This window comes from Rhodococcus sp. YL-1 (genome assembly GCF_001942025.1).
GTDB lineage: Bacteria > Actinomycetota > Actinomycetes > Mycobacteriales > Mycobacteriaceae > Rhodococcus_F > Rhodococcus_F qingshengii.
Window position 1 is genome coordinate 6076347 of sequence record NZ_CP017299.1, and the last position, 20634, is coordinate 6096980.

Genomic DNA, 20634 nt, shown 5'->3' on the forward strand with positions numbered 1-20634 from the left:
GAGGGGATGGACAACGGCGAGCGGGAGACGAGGCATCCTGGGGGATGCCGAACGCGGCCAACGCTTTCGCTACGATTGCCCCAAGCGCAGCGTCATCTCGGCGTGAGGTCGAATGCGGTGGGCCACCGATACTGCTCGCCCGTCTCCCCAGACGTGGGCGCGCACGGCCCATCAGGTCGGACACCTAACCCCAACCTGATGGGCCACCTAGCTCCAAGTCGCGAGATCGGCCGCCGGTGACCGGGTCATCCGTTGTCAGTCGGGCCTGTCCGCGCTGTCAACTTCGGCGGCGTCCCCGCTCCATCCCTTGGGGGCCGGCGCCGGAGTACGGTCGCCCACACCGACACGACGAGCAGAACCACCGCCAACACCACCAGACCGACCACACTGACCCTGGTCGCTATGCGCTCGTAGGTCGCTCCGGCCACCGCCCCGACCGACATCCACGTGCACACCCACAGCACCGCTGACGGAACCTGCGCGAGGGCAAACCTTCGATAGCTCATCCCAGCCGATCCCACCAACCGTGGTGTCACGGTGCGGACGCCGGCGAACCACTGACACAACACGATCGCCAAGGCACCCCTCCGCTTCACCAGGGCCAGCGCCCGTAGTTCGATCGACCGTGACCAGGAGCTGGATCGGCTGAAATGTTTGTCCACAACAGATTTGAGACTGCGACGAATGTTTCCGGATGTTCGAGTGCTGCGGGCGTATCGACCTTTGGCGTAGGCAAGGTGGCCTCCGCCGATCTCGCAGACAATCGCCACGACACAAGCTGCGACCGGGTGAACGGTGCCCGAACTGCCGAGATAGCCGAGCGCTAGGACCGCGGTCACGCCGGGAAGGACGACGCCGATCAGAGTGCCCACTTCCGCCGTGATCAGGACTGAACTGATCACCAACAGCCAGACCGGAGGTAGGCCGGTCAGAAAGTCAGAGGGAAATCGCACGAGACATCGACTGCCCGCATCGGTACACCACCGCGGGCGGCGCATTACGCCACACCACTGGGCTTCGGACGACCTCAGTGAACTTCCCGCGCAACGCAATTCGAAAATCCCGGGCTCTCGGCAGCCAATGGGCGTGGGGATAGGCCAGAACACTCACGTGTCCGTCACGGATCAGGACCTCCGCGATCTGACCGAGAATCGCGCACTGTCTTTCTCCATCGATGAGCGACCACGGGAGGGCGCAGACGATCGCGTCGACGCGATCCACTCCGACGGCGTCCAACAGTCCGGTCAGATCGCAAGCGTCGCCCCAGATCGTCTCGACGCGCGGCCTCGTGCGCCGCAGATGCGCCGCCAAATCGCCGTCAACCTCCACCGCAATATGACGACCACCTGTGGGCAACCGCGCGGAGATGGCATCGGAGACCGATCCGGTACCGGGGCCCAACTCCACGACCACCGGCGCACCCTCGTTCGGTACCACCGCTGCCAGTTCCGCCGCGACCGGCACCGAACTGGGTGCGATCGCGCCGATGGTAAACGGCTTCCGGAGAACGGCTTTCGCGAATTGCCAATTGTTGTTCTGGTTCGATGTCATCGCGTCAACGATCCTCAGAACAATGCGCTCCCACATCGTCCCTCGGGGCTGAATTTCACTAGATTCTCTCGGGGCTTACACCTAAGGGCCGATACCTAAGGGATCGGATCGCCAACTCGGGGCATCGCATAAGGGTCGCAACGGAATTCATCAACGCCTTCAGGCTGACGACGAACATCATCTGCCTCTCGTTGTAATCCACTCGCTCGCAGCCAGGGCCCTACAAGTCGTGACATATGTTCTGCACGTGACGCATTCGGACGCTCCGGAAATGCGGCCGCGATCACGAACCACCCCCACGGCGGAACCCGGGTGATCACCCACTCTCGCCGAGCAAGACAGACCCCGACTGATCCGCCAAACATCGCCCCCAACTCTCCCGCTATCGGCACTGGGCAGTTCCAATCGGCCATCACATCGTGCTGCGACATTACTTCAACGATGGAAAATGCCTCCCATTTCCAGTCGCGCACGAATCGCGGCTACATCGTCCTCAGCGGAAACGAGCGACAGATCGAAGTCGGCCAACGCATTAATCGCGCCTCCACCCATCGTGGCCTTGTTCCTGGTCGTCGTAGTGTGACCGTATGCATTTCCTCCGTGTAGTGCCGCCGTCCGGTCGATCTTTCCCGCGCCGCTTGATATCGGTCTCGGCACGGTTCTACGGTGCACGTGCCGAGTAGCCCTGGCAGCTCGACAACGACAGCGACCGTCGGGTCACGTGCTCGACGCGAACGCGATCGACAACCCATAGGCCACCCCTGCCCCTTTCTCTGCCCCGACCGGGGGTGCCCTATGTCTGGTCAATCCTGATGTGGATCAGGTGATCGGAGGACGCTGCGCCGCTGGGTGAGGGTCGCTGCGGTAGTGCGTGCGATCAGTCGTTTACGCTGGCTGCCTGATCAATCGACGGAATGAGCCTGGCTGAGATCCTCGCAGGAGGGGCATACATGACGGACTACATCACGCCGAGATGGGACCGTTCTGCACTGGTCGTCATCGACCTGCAACGCGACTTTCTCGACGACGGGCAAGCAGCGATCCAGGGCACGACGGGCGTCGTGCCGAACGTCGCGTCGCTGGTGAAGGCCTTCCGGCGTGCCGGACGTCCTGTAGTCCACGTAGTTCGCTTGTACGCACCAGGGAGTTCGGATGTCGACCTATTGCGGCGCCACGTGATCGAAGCGGGTGCCGAGGTGGCCGCGCCGGAAACGGTCGGATCGCAAGTCGCGGAAGGTGTTCTCCCGCAGGGGTTCCGATTGGACACGGAATTGCTTCTCGCAGGAAAGACACAGACCGTCGGCCCGTGCGAGATCGTGCTGTTCAAGCCACGATGGAGTGCATTTCATCGCACCGACCTGGAGTCGCTCCTGCGCCGACAGGATTGTGACACTGTTGTCGTGGCCGGATGCAATTTGCCGAACTGTCCGCGAGCGACTCTGTTCGACGCGAGCGAACGAGACTTTCGGATGGTGCTGGTCACCGATGCCGTGTCGCAGACGAGTTCCGAGCGGCTGACCGATCTCGAAAGTATCGGCGTCAACCTTAATACGACGACCGACGTCCTAGCGTCGTTGCTCGCGAGATAAGGGCGCGCGTTCCAGCGATTTCGTATCGGACTGGTGCGGGTAGAGGGTCTTGTTCTTGAGCATGGCGCAGACGACGTCACAGCGGCGTCTGATCAGGCAAATCAAGGCTGCATTGTGTTCTTGCCGTCGGCGCGTTTTCGGTCGTAATAGATGCAGTGGCCGGGTCGTGGCGTACAGCGAAAGCCGAGAGGAACGGCGCGCGCTTGAGTTTGCGGTTACCTGACCGGGCGGGCGTTCTCCGCGGATCGAGATCCCAGACCGGTGGGTCGCAGGTGCGATTCCGGCGTAGGCGGCCAGGTGGCCAGCGGAGGCGAATGCTGATCCATTGCCTACTTCGAGCAGGATCCTTACGCCGGTCCTGACTCCCACCCCCTGCACGGAGGTCAGGACCCGGGAAAGAGAGTGGTCATCGAGCATCCTCTCCACGTCGTCGCCGATGGAATTGCGTTGCTGAAGAACCTCTTTCAATGAACACGCAAGTTTCGAGCGCCCATACGCGACGCATGTTTGGTGGCGATCGCGGCCAGTTTGCAGGTGCCCGCTGCGCATATGCCCGGCCGGGCCGCCGCAGCGAGACAGGATCTCCAACACCGCCCGATGGGTGATCCGTGGGCCCAGCACTCGTTCGAGAGCTGGGCGAATGCCTGTCAACAGCCTTCGGATTCGGTTGCTGATTCGAGTGGCTTCGCCGGCCAGGTCGTCATCGAAACCGGCGAGCACGCCGAGTTCGGTGCGGGTGTCATCTCCGGTGTCGACTCTGCACAGGGTGTGCGGCATCGTTCGGGCACTGTCGGCGCTGATGAACGCGTCACAGGCATCGGTTTTGGCCTGGCCGGGATACAGATCGGCTATCCGGCGCGTCGACAGCCCCGGTGGGTAGGCCACCTGATGAACGCACCCGCAGGCCACTGCGACCGGCCAATGCGCCGATGGTGTTGGGCTGATCGACCACGATCAAGATCGGTCCGTGCCCTGGCACGTTGGTCGAACACACCCGTAATCGGGTTTCGTCGTTGGGCAGGGCTTCGTCGTACAGACGCGCCCCTTGGTTGTCGAGGCCTACAGCGTGGTGGTCAGATTTGCCCACGTCAAGGCCGAAACGCACGGCCTAACTCGTGTCCATCGAGCAGTCCTTCGTCCGGACCTACCGCTCGCCGATCTGCGCTGTGACTGATTGCCCAGCCCGATCGGACGCTCACAAACGAACTTTGGCGACGTACCCAAACTTCTGCTCGGCGTCAGTTGCTGTGATAGGACCTTGCGCATGCCAGCCTGAGCGACCACCACGATCAGCGCCACCGGTACCACGGCCGGTATCCGCCAGAGCACGGCAGTGGATCATGCTCGCCGCAGAGCGATACCCGACTCCGGAACCTCACGCTGTCGCTCTCACAATGACCCGCCCGGGAATGAGATCTACGTCCGAGATATCGATCCCGAGGGCACCGCGTGCTGCGAGACGCCCGTGGGCTTCGGCGTCGGTGTGGACGGTTGTCAGTGGTGGGGTCGCGAGTGCCCCGTATTCGGTGGCGTCGAACCCGATGACAGCCAGGTCGCGAGGCGCTGTGAGTTTCAGATCTCTCATGGCTGCCAGAGTTCGCAGCGCGACGTCGTCGTCGAAAGCCGCGACCGCTGTCACCGTGGGGTTGGACGCGCGAAACTCCTGCAGTGCATCGGTTCCGGCGTCCCTCGGTGACGGCATCGTGAAGGATGTGAGCGGTGCCAAGTCGAGCGCTGCAGCGGACTCGCGTGCGAACCGTAGACGGACGTCACGCAGGTCGGTGCCATGACTGGGCAGTGCCATAGCGATGTTGGTGTGGCCGCGGCTGGCCAGGTGGTTGATCTGTAGCGCAGAAGTCGCGGCCAGACCTCCTGTCCAACTGCCGTCGTCGCGTTCGTTGCCGTTCAGATATGCCTCCCCGAATGTCAGGACGGCCCGCGGTGTTATCGCGTCGACAACCTGCCGGGTCGATTCCGCGGAGGAGGGCCCGAATTTGACAAGCAGAACGTGCTGGTGGGCGGCGAGTTCGTCGTCGAGGCCGCGAATGTAGCTACGTGAATAGTTGCTCTCTCGTCCGATTGCGATGTTGAGGACGACGATGCGCGACGACCCCTCGCGGAGAGCGCGAGCGGTCCCGTGTGGCACGTAGCCGAGGTCGCGCGCGGCTTGCTGGACGCGCTCCCGCGTGGCGATCGGGATGGTCTGCTTCGGATTGTTGTTGAGCACGAAACTCACAGTGGTCACAGATACTCCACTGGCCGCAGCGACGTCACGCAAGGTCGTCCGCGTCGTACTTCGCATTTCCAGCTCCTATCGGCAGCCCTCACTGTATCGGTCTGCGGCCGACCCATCTGTTACCTTTTCACTATATCGATTTACTATATCGATTTAGTGCACATTCGAGAAGGAGTCACACCCCAATGTCGTCATCCATCACCGAGCATGCGGAAGACATGCCTGGGACTATCGACGAGCACCGCAGCCGGGAAATGACCATCGGTCTCGCCGTGCTTGGCGTGTTCGTCACGTACGTCCCGATCACTGCTGTCGCCGTTGCGCTCACCACTATCGGCAACGCCACGGGTGCCAGTACCTCAGACCTCCAATGGGTCTCCGACTCCTACGTCATTCCCATGGCCGCCGCAGTCCTGTCAGCCGGAGTCTTCGGCGACCTCTACGGACGGCGACGCATCTACCTCATCGGTATGCTGCTGACGATCCTCGGAGCTGCCATCGCGGGAGTCGCGGGAACCTTGGCCGACGTCTCGACTATTCACCTCCTGTGGGCCGGGCAAGCCGTATCCGGGCTGGGCGCAGGTATGTTGCTGCCCACCACGCTCGCGCTCATCGGGCACGCTGTACCCAACCCTCGCGAGCGTGGCAAGTTCATCGGACTCTGGGCTACCGGAATGATGCTTGGCCTCGCACTCGGGCCACTGGTGGCCGGCGGCATCCTGGAGTTCGCAGAGTGGGGATGGATCTTCGCTCCGACTGCGGTTCTGGCGGCCGGAGCGGGCATGTTCGCGATCGCCAAACTGCCTGAATCCCAGTCACCCAAAGGTCGTCACCTGGACTGGCCCGGACAGATCTCGGCGACGATCGCGATCGCTTCCTCGATCTACGGCATCATCGAGGGTGGCGCCAGCGGGTGGACCTCACCTCACGCGATAATCGGCCTCGGGGTTGCAGCGGTTGCCTTCGCTACATTCGTGATCATCGAACTCCGTGCCACCACGCCGCTGATGAATTTAGCGCTGTTCCGTGCGCCCACGTTCTCGGCAGCGGGCTTCTCAGCGTTCATCGCACTGTTCTCGATTGTCGGCAGCATGTTCCTTCTCAGCCTCTTCCTTGGGTCCGTTCAGCAGCTCTCGCCGCTCGAAATAGGCTGGCGGCTACTGTTTGTCACCGGCATCGGCGCCCTGATCAACCCTCTTGTGGGCTTGACGATGCATCGGTTCAATGCAATGACACTCCTTGCGGGCGGACTGGCTTTGGCTGCGGTAGGAATGCTGCTCCTGACCGTAGTCGACGAGTCGACCGGGTTTGCCGACCTCGCGTGGCGCCTTGCGATTTACGGCTTTTCCGTTGCTGTCATGATGACCTCGGTATCAACGGCAGCAATCAACGCTGTGCCTTGGCACCTCGCAGGCATGGCTGCAGCCGCGAATACCGCCATGAGGCAGTACGGCGGGGCACTCGGACCGGCCGTTCTCGGTGCCGTCTTCGCGATCCGGGTCAATGGCGGCGCCAATCCGGCGGCCGCGTTTCATACCGCATTGATCCTGACAGCAGTCTTACTGGCCATCGCTGCCACCGGCTGTTTAGTCGCTTCCCGCAGTTCCGCCAATCCCACGAACCATCTCTGAGGGTTCTGCCCGGACCGGCGCTCCACATTTACCCGACGTGGAGCGCCGGCCCACCATGCAGGAGAGATAACGCGGCTCGGGACTCAGGGCCCAGCAGACGCGTCGAACACGAAAAAACGGCCTGAAACCAACCCCTTCACACAGAGTGTCGAGTGTCCGCCAAGAACACGAAAGTGCCACGGCAGGTCGAACTCATCGGAATCGGCCTTTCACGTAGTACCCACGGGTGGTGCAAGGAGGAAAGCGATTTCAAACCGCCGGGATCGGACGACCGCGCACATCCTCGCCGTCAACCGGATCCGGGGCAGAGACGAGGGCCTGGACATCGGCACAGACTTTAATCCTCCACCGCGAGCGGACGAAAACCATGGGTACCACAGCTGCCAGCTACGCCGCACCTTCCGACAACCCTGGCAGCGAACCCACAGGTAACCATCGCCATGGTTCGACTACAACGAATGTGACCGCGACTTCCCCTAGCCTTCCGAGCACCCCTGAGGGCACCACTCACCCGAACACATTTGCCCGCAAAGATCGTCCATGTCGTATCCAAGCTCAGCTGTCGCTGATGTAACGAAACAAACACTGACGCTTTGCGACAACGACATCATGATGTGTTCGGCAACACACCAATCCGTAAACAACCAAAGAGAACGACGAAAATATCACGACTGCAACAATATTCAGCCCACCGAAATCGGAGCTCACACCGCTCCGACGCCAACCCCGCATGGACGTGTCATCACCGCCTTTCAAACCTGAAACAGCCATCCGAAATCCAATCCTTCGCTTAGGGTTTCGATGCGCTCAACAAGAACACGAACGAACTGCGGCAGGTCGAACTCATCGGTTTCGCCGCCGGGTATGATGACGTACTCGATCGCAAGTGGTCTCATCCTGGCCGGACCGATCGCCGGGTGGATCGACAGTTCACTGGCGACCGGCCGTGTAGTGGGGAGTCTTCACCTTCCCGATCGAAATCGGGCTTGCAGTCAGTACCTATGAATGACGCTGGGAAGAAAGCGATTCCGGGCCATCGGCATCGCAGCGACTGCAGAAATTTTCGCCGTCAACCGCATCCGGGACCTCAACGAGGGCCTCTGCCATCGTCTACGACCATCTTTTCCAACAGGACTAGCACCAATCGTCCTTGCTCGATGATCCGTGGTGCTCCACTAAGCCCTCCTCCAAGAACAAGGAGTCCTACTTCACTCCAGGCAGGTCACTTCAAACTCGAAACACTTTGCAATAAAACGAGTTTGAACTGCTCTTCCTACACGGGTAGCGAGTTGGCTCGACTGAGTGCCCTGCTCGTGATCTACCGATACCTGGGCCGAAGCGAGCGACGGACAGTACGCCACAGCCGCACACGCCGGCAAAGCTACCGTGATTCGGGTATGGCTGTGGCACAACTGTATTCACAACCGAATGTGACCGCCATCGACAAGACATTTTCCAGTCGGCTGTTCAGACTTTTTCAGCGAGAACGTCAAGGTAGCTGATTTCGGGCGGCGCAGCGAAGAGTTCGTCGGCGCGTTCGCCGAGGGCCTTGCCGACCGGACCATTGAGATGTGTCTCGCGGGCAGCTTGGTCCGGGAATGCGTCGATGATGCCGAACGACGAGGGCCCGAACCGCACCGCGAACCAGGGTTTCGTGCCGGGCTCCTGCTCGACGAGCGGCAGTGCCGATCGGAGGAATTCCTCGACCGCTTCTTCCTTGCCGGGCTTCGCTTCAAGTCGGACCAGCAGCGCCTTGGTGGCCATATCGGATCTCCTCTTCGAGGTGGTGAACACTGTCAAGCATCACACCATCCATCGGTTAATGGAAGGTACCCAGACCCACCGTTCGAGGAAACCGATCCCAACCCCTAGCGATCGTAGAGCCGAAGGAGGAGACTCCATGGTGAGGGAATGCGATGCCTGGATGCAGCCGCAGTTGCGTCGATGGCAGGAAAAATGTTGGTGCGCCAACATTTTGGTGCGGTCTTCACTTCCGCGCGCCGTGGACCTTCCCCGAACAGCACGATTCATTCGGTCGGTCGCTCACGCGTGGACGCCTGCGGCCGGCGAGATCAACCGGAAAGCCGCAGCTACAAGACAAGGGAGTGCCGCGATGAAAGCGCTTGTATACGACGGGCCTCGAGAGGTCCACGTCAAGGACGTGCCCGATGCGCGGATCGAGAATCCGACAGATGTGCTGGTGAAGATCACGAGCACCAACATCTGCGGGTCGGATCTACACATGTACGAAGGCCGCACCGATCTGGAGCCCGGAATGGTCCTCGGTCACGAAAACTTGGGCATCGTCGCCGAAGTCGGCAATGCAGTGGTCAAAGTATCGCCAGGGGATCGAGTGTGCTTGCCGTTCAACATCGGCTGCGGCTTCTGCCGAAACTGCGAGGAAGGGTTGACCGCGTTCTGCCTGACGGTGCACCCCGATCCGAAGATGGCCGGCGCTGCATTCGGTTTCGCGGGGATGGGCCCGTTCTGGGGCGGACAGGCGGAATATCTGCGAGTGCCGTTCGGCGACTTCAACTGTCTGCGACTGCCCGAGGATGCCCAGGACAAGGAAACCGACTACGTGATGCTGTCGGACATCTTTCCCACCGGATGGCATTGCACCCGCCTGGCCGACATGCAACCCGGCGATTCGATGGTGGTCTACGGCGCTGGCCCAGTCGGTTTGATGGCCGCGTATTCGGCGATGATCCAGGGAGCGAGCAAGGTGATGATCGTCGACCGCCACCCCGACCGACTACGCCTGGCCGAAGAGATCGGCGTCGTCCCCATCGACGACTCGAAGGGCGACCCCGTCGAGCAGGTCCTCGAGCAAACCAACGGGAAAGGCGCAGACAAGGGGTGCGAGTGCGTCGGCTATCAGGCACACGACCCGCAAGGCCACGAGGACGCCGCCATGACGATGAACCGGCTCGTGGATTCGGTGCGCTTCACCGGCCACATCGGGGTGGTCGGCATCTTCCTTCCCCAGGACCAGAACGGCCCCGACGAACTCGAGCGCAACGGCAAGATCGCCTTCGACATGGGCAAATTCTGGTTCAAGGGCCAGAAGATCGGCACCGGACAAGCGAACGTCAAACACTACAACCGGCAACTGCGCGACCTCATCCACGAGGACCGGGCAAAGCCCTCCTGGATCATCTCCCACGAACTCCCGCTCGCCGAAGCCGAATCCGGCTACCAGCACTTCGACGCTCGCGACGACGGCTGGACCAAAGTCGTCCTGCATCCCTGACACGGCCAGAACCGAGAGGAGCACAACGATGCCAATGCCACTGCAGGGCAAGCAGATAGCGATATCGACTGCCGACGGGGCCGGAGGAGCAGAAGTCGTAGACGAACAGGTCGCGATCGACGGGAACCTGATCTCGAGCCGCTCGCCCGACGACCTTCCTGCGTTCCGTCAGGCCATCGTCGAGCAGTTCGCGAAGCTCGGGGCAGGTGCGTCATGACCGTGAACCAGACCTCGGTGTCCCTCGACGATGCGCAGCGGGTCATCGCCGCAGGACAGGCCAAAGCCACCGAGATCGAGTCGCCGTCGAACATTGCGGTGGTCGATGCCGGCGGCAACCTCGTGGCTCACGTGCGGATGGACGGTGCCTGGATCGCCAGCATCGACATCTCGATCAACAAGGCGTTCACCGCGCGGGCATTGGACGTCTCGACCGAGGACCTCGCGGCCAACGCGGGCCCGGGCGAGCAGTTCTACGGGATACACGCCTCCAACGCCGGGCGCATCATGATCTTCACCGGCGGTGTGCCTCTGCGGCACAACGGCCAGGTCGTGGGCGCTGTCGGCGTCAGCGGCGGCACCGGGGAGCAGGACAAGACCGTCGCCGAGGCGGCCGTGGCGGCGCTGTGAGCGGTGGACTGCGTCGTCAGGTCAGAGAACGCATCGACAGGGCAACGTCGAACATTCCGACGTTGCTTTAAAGCTAGTCGCGGCCCCGCGACTGCGACTGGACCGAAGTCGTCCCGCATCCTTGACGCGGCCAGGACCGAGACAAACATAACGACGAGCGGACGTGCACATCCGCGCGCCGCGTCAGGGGCAAACCGAGCCCTCGGCCGAATGATGCCGCAAGGAATAGACGATAATTACGCAAGTCCAGCGATATCGGTGTCCGAAAAATGTTGATTTGCAATAAATTCCGCCTGAGCGGTCTGTTGACCAGCCACAGAACGGGACGTTGAACCGTGCAGCACGCGGGTGTGCGCCACCTACTCGCAACCAATTGGAACCGGCCAGCGGTGGCTCATTACCTTTCTGTCACAAGGAGATTCGATAGAACTACAATGAATCTCGTCCGGGTTCAACGGAGCTGCTGTTCACTGACTGTGACGATCTTTCGCAAAGGGAGTTCTCCTTTTGCATGCGCCGCGGTAGTGTGGACGTACCGCAGTAACGGCCGACACTCGGAGTTTCGTGCGATGGCCGCGGCGATCGGGTTCGGGCGGGCATCTTCGACCAAGGGCAGGCGTGGTCACCGCTGCCCCGTTTCACACCGCCCATCAGGCGAATGTTGTTGACGCCCTTTAGGTGGACGAAAAGACTCATCATGGCTGGGTGGTTCGTGAGCTCAACCGGTTGACCGGCGATCGGGCCCTGTCAGTACGCACACGCCCGGCGAACCCCACAACATCAACGCTGAGGGGCGTGATGTCAAAACTCAGCGATGTCAAAGCGCAGTCGCGGAAATCCTCGGCTGCTGTCAAGCCTCACGCCCGCCATCCACGGATTGGTGTCGGGCGCCGTTATCGGCGCCCTGCTCGGTCTCCGTGACTTCACCCAATCCACTCGCCAAAACCAGGGAACTACGAAGTCCTTGCCGACATCGAGCGAAGTTGCGGGCGGAATCGCACTTGCTCAACGGCCGGGCCGATCGAAAGGAATTGAGTCATGACAACTGCTGTAGGCATCGACTTGGGCACAACCAACTCGGTCATCGCAAGCTGGCAAGGCGGCGAGCCGGTGGTCATCTCCAATGTGGAGGGAGCACGGACGACGCCTTCGGTGGTGGCGTTCACCGAGAACGGTGAGCGTCTGGTGGGCCAGCTTGCCCGACGGCAGGCGATCTTGAATCCGAAGGGCACGATCTACTCGGCGAAACGCTTCATCGGACGTCACTACGACGAGATCTCCGAGGAAGCCAAAGCGGTCAGCTTCGACGTCGTAGCGGGTGACAACGGTGAGGCCCGCTTCGACGTGCGCGGCAAGAAATACGCACCAGAGGAGATCAGCGCTCTCGTGCTGCGCAAGCTCGTCGACGACGCGAGCAAGTTCCTCGGTGAGAAGGTGAAGGAAGCGGTCATCACTGTTCCTGCCTACTTCAACGACGCGCAACGAAACGCCACCAAGGACGCCGGCCGTATCGCAGGCCTCGAGGTTTTGCGGATTATCAACGAACCGACCGCTGCGGCACTCGCGTACGGCATGGACAAACAGACCCACGAAACCGTACTGGTCTTCGACCTCGGCGGCGGAACCTTCGATGTGAGCCTGCTGGACGTCGGAGAGGGGGTAGTCGAGGTTCGTTCCACGGCCGGCGACTCCCACTTGGGCGGCGACGACTTCGATCGACGCGTGGTGGACTACCTCGCCGACGAATTCCAGCGCGCGGAGAACATCGATCTGCGTAAGGATGCGCAGGCGTTGCAACGACTGTTCGAAGCCGCGGAGAAGGCAAAGGTTGAGCTGTCCTCGGTGACCCAGGCCCAGGTAAACCTGCCTTTCGTCACCGCTGACGCGAATGGTCCCAAACATCTCACCACTACGATCATGCGATCGAAGTTCGATGATTTGACTGCCGATCTGGTGGAACGGTGCCTCGGCCCGGTGAAGCAGGCCATGAGTGACGCCAAGGTCGCCGCCAACGACATCGACGAAGTGATACTGGTCGGCGGTTCGACACGTATCCCGGCTGTACAGGCGCTGGTTCGCCGGCTGACCGGCGGCAAGGACCCCCACATGGGCGTCAACCCGGACGAGGTCGTTGCCCTCGGAGCCGCAGTCCAGGCAGGCGTGCTCAAAGGCGAGGTTTCCGATGTGTTGTTACTCGATGTCACCCCACTGTCCCTCGGCGTCGAGACGCAGGGCGGGGTGATGACGAAGATCATCGAGCGGAACACGACGATCCCGGCACGGCGCAGCGAAGTGTTCTCCACGGCGGAAGACAATCAGTCCGCCGTAGACGTCGTGGTGTTGCAGGGCGAACGCGAACGTGCGGCCGACAACCGGGTGCTGGGCCGGTTCCGGCTGGAAGACATCCGCCCCGCGCCACGTGGCGAGGCCCAGGTGGAAGTCATTTTCGACATCGACGCCAACGGCATCCTGAACGTCACCGCTCGCGACAAGGATACCGGCAAGGAACAGAGCATCACGATCAGTGAACAGGGCAACCTGGATCAGGGTGAGGTCGAGCGCATGTTGGCGGAGGCCGAACGGAACCGGGGTGAGGACGAGGCGCTGCGCAAGGCGGTCGACGCGCGCAACGGGCTCGATTCGGTTGCGTATCAAGTGGAGCGGCGACTCGCCGAACTCGGTGACAGTGCCCCGCCGCATGAGAAGGCGCGGGCCGAGATGCTGGTTGCCGACGCCCGAAAGGCCGTGCAGGACGGCGCTTCACCCGCGGAGGTTCAGCCACTCACCTCGGAGCTGCAACAGCTGCTCTACGGACTTGTGCCGGACCAGTCGGACGACGGCCAAGCAGGCGGCGCTGATGCTGCGTCGTCGAATGACGGCGACGTGATCGACGCCGAATTCGATCGAAGCTGAGGCGCACGATGGAAATGTCTGCAGATCATTCGACGACTGAGCCGACTACCAACAGCGCCGACACGGATCAAAGCAAGACCGAGTCCGATCGCGCCGAGACGGCAGACGAGCTGTCTCAACTCGAGGACCGTTGGCGCAGGGCCGTCGCAGATCTGGACAACCTGCGCAAGCGATACGCCAAAGATCTGGACCGTGAACGCGCCGCGGAAGTAGCGAAGGTTTCGGCGGCGTGGCTGCCGATACTGGACAACTTGGAGCTTGCGCTTGCACACGCAGGCAGCGATCCGCAGGCCGTCGTCGAAGGTGTGAAGGCGATCCGGGACCAGGCGGTACAGGTGCTCTCACGACTCGGCTTCGAGCGCCACGACGAGGCCGGTGTGCCGTTCTCCCCGGAACTCCACGAGGTGGTCAGTGTGGTAACCCGACCCGACCTTCCATCCGGGACCGTGGTCGAGGTCTTGCGCCCGGGTTATGGAGAGGACGGGCGACAGTTGCGGCCCGCCGCGGTGGTCGTCAGCCGCCCAGAGGGGTGAGCACCGATGGCCCGTGACTACTACGAAGTACTCGGCGTACCGAAGGGCGCCGGCACCGACGAAATTCAGCAGGCGTACCGCAAGCTGGCCCGCAAGTACCACCCCGATGTGAACAAGGATCCCACTGCGGAGGACAGGTTCAAGGAGGTCAACGAGGCCTATCAGGTGTTGTCCGACCCGGACACCCGGAAACGCTATGACCGATTCGGTGACGACTTCCGGCATGTACCCGAGGATTACGACGAACGGGTGCGGGCAAACGCCGCCGGGTACGGCGGTGGCGGGAGACGGGTGCACTTCGGCCACGGTGTCGGTGGTGAGGGTGCCGTCGACTTCGAAGACCTCTTCGGGCAGATGTTCGGCGGAGGCGGTGGGTTCGGACCGATTCCCGGCGCCGATCAGGAGGCCGAACTGGAACTGGCTCTGGAAGAGGCCTATCAAGGCGGAAAACGCACTCTCAGACTGGACGGACGGCAGTATGACGTCGACATTCCAGCCGGCGTCCTGGACGGCCAGCGAATCCGGTTGGCCGGGCAAGGAGGCCGAGGCAACGGTGACGCGCCGCCTGGGGATCTGTACCTCGTGGTGCGGATCAAACCGCATTCACGGTTCCGCGTGCAGGGTCGGGACATCTACGTCGATCTGCCCGTATCGCCATGGGAGGCGGTTCTCGGGTCGACAGTCGTCGTTCCCACACCGGGCGGAGAGGCGAAAGTCAAAGTGGTGCCTGGCTCTTCGACTGGTAGGAAGCTGCGCCTGCGCGGAGAGGGAATGCCGAATCCGCGCGGTGCCAACGGCAACCTCTACGCCGAAATCAAGGTGATGGTTCCGCCGAAACCGACAGCACGTGAACGCGAACTGTTCGAGCAGTTGGGCGCCGAATCGAACTTCAATCCGAGGAAAGAGACATGAGCACCTCAACGCCGATCACTCAGTACGTATTGGTTCGCCGTACCGGATTGTCGCCGGACGCCTTCGCCGAACGTACTGGCCTGCACCCGGATCTGGCACGAAAACTCGTGGCTCTCGGACTGCTCGACGCCCACCGCTACGCCGGCGGAGAGATGTCGTTCGACCCATCCGAAGTGACCCACGCCGCACGCATCCAACGACTGCGGACGGGTCTGGGTCTCAACTACTCGGCAATCGGGCTCGTGCTCGATCTGCTGGAACGAATCGAAAGACTCGAAACAGCGGCCCGCAGAAGGAGGACATCCTCATGGACACCGGCAGCTTGACCGAAAAGTCACGAGAAGCCTTGCAGGAAGCCCAGAATGTTGCGACCAGAATGGGCCACACCGAAGTCGACGGAGAGCACCTGCTGCTCGCATTGGTCGATCAGCAGGATGGGTTGGTGCCCCGACTGCTCGAACAGGCCGGCGCGAATGTCGAAGCACTTCGATCCGATCTGGATCGTGAACTGTCGCGTAGGCCGAAGGTCAGCGGCCCCGGCGCGACCCCCGGTCAGGTGATGATCACCCAGCGTCTGGCCAAGCTGCTCGATGCCGCAGAGCGGGAGGCGAAGAGACTCAAGGATTCCTACGTGTCGGTGGAGCATCTTGTGATGGCCCTCTCCGAGGAAGGATCGGCCAGCGCGGCCGGGCGGGTCCTCGCCAGTCACGGGGTCACACGGGACGCCTTCCTCACAGCGCTGACGAAGGTGCGCGGCAATCAGCGTGTCACGTCGGCAACCCCGGAGGGGGCGTACGAGGCATTGGAGAAGTACGGGCGCGACCTCGTCTCCGAGGGACGGGCAGGCAAACTCGATCCGGTCATCGGCCGGGATGCCGAGATACGCAGGGTAACTCAGATTTTGAGCCGGAAAACGAAGAACAACCCGGTGCTGATCGGCGACCCCGGTGTAGGTAAGACTGCGATTGTCGAGGGTCTCGCCCAGCGGATCGTCCGCGGCGACGTGCCCGAGGGCCTACGCGACAAGACGATCTTCTCGCTCGACATGGGTTCTCTGGTGGCCGGTGCGAAGTACCGCGGCGAGTTCGAGGAGCGACTGCAGGCCGTGCTGTCCGAGGTGAAGGCTGCCGAGGGGCGCATCCTGTTGTTCGTCGACGAGTTGCATACCGTGGTCGGAGCGGGCTCGGTCGGCGGCGAGGGGTCTCTCGACGCCGGCAACATGCTCAAACCGATGCTCGCACGCGGCGAACTGCACATGATCGGTGCCACCACTCTCGACGAGTATCGCAAGCACATCGAATCCGATGCGGCACTGGAGCGTCGATTCCAGACCGTTCTCGTCGACGAGCCCAGTGCCGAGGATGCGATCTCGATTCTGCGCGGACTTCGAGAACGCCTCGAGGTGTTCCATGGCGTGAAAATTCAAGACGGTGCATTGGTGGCCGCCGTGACCCTCTCGCACCGGTACATCACCGACCGCTTCCTTCCGGACAAGGCGATCGATCTCGTAGACGAGGCATGCGCTCGGCTCCGCACCGAAATCGATTCGATGCCTGCCGAACTCGACGAGCTCACCCGGAAGGTGACCCGTCTGGAGATCGAAGAGGCCGCACTGTCCAAGGAAACGGACGCGGCCAGCAAAGCGCGCCTCGAAGAATTGCGCAAGGAGCTGGCCGACCTGCGGGCCGAGGCAGACGCCCGGCACGCTCAATGGGAGGCGGAGCGGCAGGCGATCCGGCGGGTGCAAGAACTGCGAGGAGATTTGGAACGGTTGCGCGTCGAGGCCGAGGCCGCCGAACGCAACTACGACCTCAATCGGGCAGCCGAGTTGCGATACGGCGAGATCACCGAGCTCGAACGCCGGCTCGAGGCGGCGGAGGAGCAACTGGCCACCAGACAAGGCCGAAATCCGTTGCTGCGTGAAGTGGTCACCGAAGACGAGATCGCAGAGATCGTGGCCGCATGGACGGGTATCCCGGTCGCCCGGCTGCAAGAAGGTGAGCGGGAGAAGTTGTTGAAGCTCGACGAGATCCTGCACGAGCGGGTCGTCGGTCAGGACGAGGCGGTGCAACTGGTCGCGGACGCTGTGATCCGGGCGAGGTCCGGTATCCGTGATCCTCGTCGACCGATCGGTTCGTTCATTTTCCTGGGCCCGACGGGCGTCGGAAAGACCGAGCTTGCAAAGACATTGGCCAGCGCCCTATTCGACAGTGAAGACAACATGGTGCGCCTCGATATGAGCGAGTACCAGGAACGGCACACGGTGAGTCGGCTCATCGGTGCACCTCCCGGATACGTCGGGTACGACGAAGGTGGCCAGCTCACCGAGGCGGTGCGGCGTAAGCCGTACTCCGTGGTGCTCTTCGACGAGATCGAGAAGGCCCACGCCGACGTCTTCAATACCCTGCTGCAGGTGCTCGACGACGGCCGGATCACCGATTCTCAAGGGAGGCAAGTCGATTTCCGGAACACGGTGATCATCATGACCTCCAACATCGGATCCCAGCATCTCCTCGACGGGGTCACAGCCGACGGCGAAATCAAGCCGGACGCCAGGGAACGGGTGATGGCAGAACTGCGCGGGCATTTCCGCCCCGAATTCCTCAACCGGGTCGACGACATCGTGCTGTTCTCCCCACTCACCCTGCCCCAGATCGAGTACATAGTGGAACTGCAACTCACCGACCTCCGAAACAGGTTGTCGGAGAGACAGATACACCTGGAAATCACGCCGGAGGCACGCCGACTGATCGCCGAACACGGGTTCGACCCTGTCTACGGTGCGCGGCCGCTGCGCCGATACATCGCACACGAGGTCGAAACCAAGATCGGCCGTGCACTGTTGCGCGGCGAGATCAAACCGGACGGCACCATCAGCGTCACGGTGGACGGCGGCGAGCTTGCCGTCGCGTATGCCGAACCCGCCTTCGCGGCGGCCTGAGAAGAGGTAACTGGTCATGGGATCCGAAAAGGTGAAGTGCCCGAACTGCGGCAAGACCAACAACATCCCGGCAGCAGGGGAAGGAAAACCTCGCTGCGGCAACTGCCACGAGCCGCTGCCCTGGATCGCCGCGGCGGGAGACGGTGACTTCGCGGAGATCGTCGAAAAATCCTCGGTGCCTGTGCTCGTGGATCTGTGGGCGACGTGGTGCGGCCCGTGTCGCATGGTCAGCCCCGCGCTCGAGCAGCTCGCCAGAGAACACGTCGGCCAGATCAAGCTGGTCAAGGTCGACGTCGATGCTGCACCCCGGACGGCTGAACGATTCACCGTCCGCGCCGTGCCGACTCTGCTGGTGATGGACCGGGGTCAGGTTCTCGCTCGCCAGTCGGGCGCAGCTCCGGTCCCCCAGCTGCGCACGTGGCTCGATCAGGCGCTCTCGGAAAATGCCGGCGAGGAGGCGAAGTCATGAGTCCTGTCCATGCGGACCCACATGTAACCGCGATCCGGGCCGTGGTGCCCCGTACCCCGCAGGGCTGCGAGGAATGTCTTCGCCTCGGCACCCCGTGGGTGCATCTGAGGCTGTGCCTGACGTGCGGACACGTCGGTTGCTGCGACTCTTCGCCGGGCAGGCACGCGAGTGCTCACGCTCACACCATCGGGCATCCGATCGTCCAGTCGATGGAGCCCGGCGAGGATTGGCGGTGGTGTTATGTCGACCAGAACTTCGTCTGAGGGCGCCTCACCCATCGGGTACAGCCCGCCGGTCGACGACGAGACCCCGGACGAGGAGGGCGCCTTCCCGCGGCTGACGGACGACCAGGTCGCGAAGCTCGAGGTCGGTGGCTCGCGTCGACCGGTTCACGCCGGCGAGGTGCTGATCCGAGAAGGCGCGCCTGACAACGATTTCGTCGTCGTCCTTTCCGGAAAGATCGTAGTCGTCGACGAAGGCGACGCGGACGGCGAGCGCCGGATACTGCGCGTGCACGGTCCTGGGCGTTTCCTGGGCGAGCTCGGACTTCTGGAAGGTCAGGTGGCGTTCTTCACCGCCGAAGCGATCGAGGACGGCGAGATACTCGTCGTCCCGGCCGAGCAGGTACGCGAGCTGATTGCCCACGATCCCGTGCTCAGCGATTTGATCCTGCGCGCCTACCTTGTGCGTCGGCACTTGCTGATCGGGCTCGGCTCCGGATTCCGGATCATCGGCTCCTGCTTCTCCCCGGATACGTTGCGACTTCGTGAGTTCGCGATGCGAAACCGTCTGCCCCACAAGTGGTTCGACTTGGAACAGGACGAACGAGTGGAGCAGCTGCTACGCAGCCTGAACGTCGCACCCAAGGACACACCCGTCGTGATCTGGCACGGCGAGAAGGTGCTGCGCAATCCGACGAATGCGGAACTCGCACGCGTCGTCGGGCTTCCTGTCCCGGCACCCGTCGCGGACGCAGCCAAGGACGTCTACAACCTAGTCGTCGTGGGTGCCGGACCGGCCGGCCTGGCCGCATCGGTGTACGGCGCCTCGGACGGGTTGAACACGGTGACGTTGGAGCGGATCGCTGCGGGCGGCCAAGCCAGTACCTCATCCCGGATCGAGAATTATCTGGGATTCCCCGCCGGGGTCTCCGGCTCCGAATTGGCCGAGCGAGCCGTGCTCCAGGCCGGGAAGTTCGGCGCCCGAATCCTGGTGTCGGCAGAAGTGACCGGTTTGGGATCCGAGGCCGGGAACCACGTGCTCCGACTGGCGGACGGCGGGTCGGTGCACGCCCGGGCCGTTGTGCTCGCCGCCGGGGCGCGGTACCGCAAGTTGGCCGTTCAGGGGATCGAGGCGCTGGAAGGAACAAGCGTGTACTACGCCGCAACGCATCAGGAAGCACGGATATGCGGCACCGACCCGATAGCCATCGTCGGTGGCGGCAACTCCGCCGGCCAGGCCGCCGTCTTCCTCGCCGAGCACGTCTCACAGGTGCACCTGCTCATCCGCGGCGATGACCTCGGGAAGAGCATGTCCCGATACCTGGTCGACCAGATCGAACACCATCCGCGGGTCACCGTGCACCGGCACACCGAGATTCGTGCGGTCCACGGCGAGAAATACCTCGAAGCAATTGCGGTCGAGGACAATCGCACCGGCGACCAGGACACGATTCGGGTGCGCGCCCTGTTCGTCTTCATCGGGGCAGTACCGCACACAGGGTGGCTTGCCGACGCGATCGCACTCGACGACCACGGCTTCGTCCTCACCGGTGTGGACGCGATCCACGCACGAGCGGACGGCAGCCTGCCAATCAACGGCGGCCTGTCCAGGACGCTCGAAACCAGCCTGCCCGGCCTGTTTGCGGCGGGCGACATCCGCCGCGGTTCGGTGAAACGAGTCGCATCCGCCGTCGGTGAAGGAGCGATGGCCGTACGCCAAATCCATGAATACTTCGAAAGGAGCTGACGACATGCCAG

General features: G+C 62.6%; 16 protein-coding genes and 2 pseudogenes. 13 read left to right on the forward strand and 5 right to left on the reverse strand.

The genetic code is table 11. The features are described from left to right. Window positions 1–245: 245 nt before the first annotated feature. Both BH682_RS28340 and BH682_RS28345 read right to left on the reverse strand, forming a co-directional pair. A complete protein-coding gene (locus tag BH682_RS28340; RefSeq protein WP_064074382.1) occupies window positions 246–953 on the reverse strand; it encodes a DedA family protein in 708 nt (235 codons plus the stop codon). Continuing rightward, window positions 937–1551: a class I SAM-dependent methyltransferase gene (locus BH682_RS28345; RefSeq protein ID WP_064074416.1), complete on the reverse strand. Its 615-nt coding sequence runs from the start codon at window positions 1549–1551 to the stop codon at window positions 937–939. The genes BH682_RS28340 and BH682_RS28345 overlap by 17 nt, the downstream gene beginning before the upstream one ends. A 950-nt stretch (window positions 1552–2501) precedes the next feature. Between BH682_RS28345 and BH682_RS28350 the strand changes: the two genes are divergently transcribed. Beyond that, window positions 2502–3140: a cysteine hydrolase family protein gene (locus BH682_RS28350; protein WP_075835540.1), complete on the forward strand. Its 639-nt coding sequence runs from the start codon at window positions 2502–2504 to the stop codon at window positions 3138–3140. On the opposite strand, the pseudogene BH682_RS28355 reads toward BH682_RS28350, so the two are convergent. After that, a pseudogene (locus tag BH682_RS28355) lies at window positions 3117–4245 on the reverse strand (IS110 family transposase). The gene BH682_RS28350 and the pseudogene BH682_RS28355 sit on opposite strands and share 24 nt — an antisense overlap. A 270-nt stretch (window positions 4246–4515) precedes the next feature. Beyond that, a complete protein-coding gene (locus tag BH682_RS28360; protein ID WP_064074381.1) occupies window positions 4516–5442 on the reverse strand; it encodes a LacI family DNA-binding transcriptional regulator in 927 nt (308 codons plus the stop codon). 119 nt (window positions 5443–5561) lie between these two features. Between BH682_RS28360 and BH682_RS28365 the strand changes: the two genes are divergently transcribed. After that, complete coding sequence (locus tag BH682_RS28365; RefSeq protein WP_197486166.1) at window positions 5562–7007, forward strand: MFS transporter; 1446 nt, start codon at window positions 5562–5564, stop codon at window positions 7005–7007. A 1467-nt stretch (window positions 7008–8474) separates the two neighbouring features. On the opposite strand, the gene BH682_RS28370 is transcribed toward BH682_RS28365, so the two are convergent. Next, complete coding sequence (locus BH682_RS28370; protein WP_020971354.1) at window positions 8475–8771, reverse strand: putative quinol monooxygenase; 297 nt, start codon at window positions 8769–8771, stop codon at window positions 8475–8477. A gap of 349 nt (window positions 8772–9120) precedes the next feature. Between BH682_RS28370 and BH682_RS28375 the strand changes: the two genes are divergently transcribed. The 11 genes and pseudogenes from BH682_RS28375 to BH682_RS28425 all read left to right on the forward strand — a co-directional run bounded on the left by BH682_RS28375 (window position 9121) and on the right by BH682_RS28425 (window position 20623). Further along, window positions 9121–10260 carry a glutathione-independent formaldehyde dehydrogenase gene (locus BH682_RS28375; protein WP_024487877.1) on the forward strand — a complete coding sequence of 380 codons (1140 nt, stop codon included), beginning with the start codon at window positions 9121–9123 and terminating at the stop codon, window positions 10258–10260. An 85-nt stretch (window positions 10261–10345) separates the two neighbouring features. Beyond that, window positions 10346–10477, forward strand: a pseudogene (locus BH682_RS28380) (DJ-1/PfpI family protein); the annotation flags it as partial. Next, window positions 10474–10887, forward strand: a complete 414-nt coding sequence (locus BH682_RS28385; protein WP_064074379.1) for a GlcG/HbpS family heme-binding protein — start codon at window positions 10474–10476, stop codon at window positions 10885–10887. The pseudogene BH682_RS28380 and the gene BH682_RS28385, both read left to right, overlap by 4 nt. Window positions 10888–11925: 1038 nt before the next feature. Then, entirely contained in the window at window positions 11926–13800 is a 1875-nt protein-coding gene (gene dnaK, locus BH682_RS28390) for a molecular chaperone DnaK (RefSeq protein WP_075834878.1), read from the forward strand. Between the two features lie 8 nt (window positions 13801–13808). Further along, window positions 13809–14333 carry a nucleotide exchange factor GrpE gene (locus BH682_RS28395; protein ID WP_007735553.1) on the forward strand — a complete coding sequence of 175 codons (525 nt, stop codon included), beginning with the start codon at window positions 13809–13811 and terminating at the stop codon, window positions 14331–14333. A 6-nt stretch (window positions 14334–14339) separates the two neighbouring features. After that, complete coding sequence (locus BH682_RS28400; protein ID WP_058227787.1) at window positions 14340–15245, forward strand: DnaJ C-terminal domain-containing protein; 906 nt, start codon at window positions 14340–14342, stop codon at window positions 15243–15245. After that, a complete protein-coding gene (locus tag BH682_RS28405) occupies window positions 15242–15571 on the forward strand; it encodes a chaperone modulator CbpM (RefSeq protein ID WP_058227786.1) in 330 nt (109 codons plus the stop codon). The genes BH682_RS28400 and BH682_RS28405 overlap by 4 nt, the downstream gene beginning before the upstream one ends. Beyond that, window positions 15553–18186: an ATP-dependent chaperone ClpB gene (gene clpB / locus BH682_RS28410; RefSeq protein WP_054188357.1), complete on the forward strand. Its 2634-nt coding sequence runs from the start codon at window positions 15553–15555 to the stop codon at window positions 18184–18186. Before BH682_RS28405 ends, clpB begins: the two co-directional genes overlap by 19 nt. Before the next feature lie 16 nt (window positions 18187–18202). Next, a complete protein-coding gene (gene trxA / locus BH682_RS28415; RefSeq protein ID WP_075834880.1) occupies window positions 18203–18655 on the forward strand; it encodes a thioredoxin in 453 nt (150 codons plus the stop codon). Beyond that, a complete protein-coding gene (locus BH682_RS28420) occupies window positions 18652–18918 on the forward strand; it encodes a UBP-type zinc finger domain-containing protein (protein WP_075834882.1) in 267 nt (88 codons plus the stop codon). Before trxA ends, BH682_RS28420 begins: the two co-directional genes overlap by 4 nt. Beyond that, window positions 18896–20623: an FAD-dependent oxidoreductase gene (locus BH682_RS28425; RefSeq protein WP_075834884.1), complete on the forward strand. Its 1728-nt coding sequence runs from the start codon at window positions 18896–18898 to the stop codon at window positions 20621–20623. The genes BH682_RS28420 and BH682_RS28425 overlap by 23 nt, the downstream gene beginning before the upstream one ends. The last annotated feature ends 11 nt before the right edge of the window (window positions 20624–20634 follow it).

Coding starts and splice junctions, on each gene's coding strand:
- BH682_RS28345 (WP_064074416.1), bottom strand. CDS start 1,551: ATGACATCGAACCAGAACAACAATTGGCAATTCGCGAAAGCCGTTCTC.
- BH682_RS28350 (WP_075835540.1), top strand. CDS start 2,502: ATGACGGACTACATCACGCCGAGATGGGACCGTTCTGCACTGGTCGTC.
- BH682_RS28360 (WP_064074381.1), bottom strand. CDS start 5,442: ATGCGAAGTACGACGCGGACGACCTTGCGTGACGTCGCTGCGGCCAGT.
- BH682_RS28365 (WP_197486166.1), top strand. CDS start 5,562: ATGTCGTCATCCATCACCGAGCATGCGGAAGACATGCCTGGGACTATC.
- BH682_RS28370 (WP_020971354.1), bottom strand. CDS start 8,771: ATGGCCACCAAGGCGCTGCTGGTCCGACTTGAAGCGAAGCCCGGCAAG.
- BH682_RS28375 (WP_024487877.1), top strand. CDS start 9,121: ATGAAAGCGCTTGTATACGACGGGCCTCGAGAGGTCCACGTCAAGGAC.
- BH682_RS28385 (WP_064074379.1), top strand. CDS start 10,474: ATGACCGTGAACCAGACCTCGGTGTCCCTCGACGATGCGCAGCGGGTC.
- dnaK (WP_075834878.1), top strand. CDS start 11,926: ATGACAACTGCTGTAGGCATCGACTTGGGCACAACCAACTCGGTCATC.
- BH682_RS28395 (WP_007735553.1), top strand. CDS start 13,809: ATGGAAATGTCTGCAGATCATTCGACGACTGAGCCGACTACCAACAGC.
- BH682_RS28400 (WP_058227787.1), top strand. CDS start 14,340: ATGGCCCGTGACTACTACGAAGTACTCGGCGTACCGAAGGGCGCCGGC.
- BH682_RS28405 (WP_058227786.1), top strand. CDS start 15,242: ATGAGCACCTCAACGCCGATCACTCAGTACGTATTGGTTCGCCGTACC.
- clpB (WP_054188357.1), top strand. CDS start 15,553: ATGGACACCGGCAGCTTGACCGAAAAGTCACGAGAAGCCTTGCAGGAA.
- trxA (WP_075834880.1), top strand. CDS start 18,203: ATGGGATCCGAAAAGGTGAAGTGCCCGAACTGCGGCAAGACCAACAAC.
- BH682_RS28420 (WP_075834882.1), top strand. CDS start 18,652: ATGAGTCCTGTCCATGCGGACCCACATGTAACCGCGATCCGGGCCGTG.
- BH682_RS28425 (WP_075834884.1), top strand. CDS start 18,896: ATGTCGACCAGAACTTCGTCTGAGGGCGCCTCACCCATCGGGTACAGC.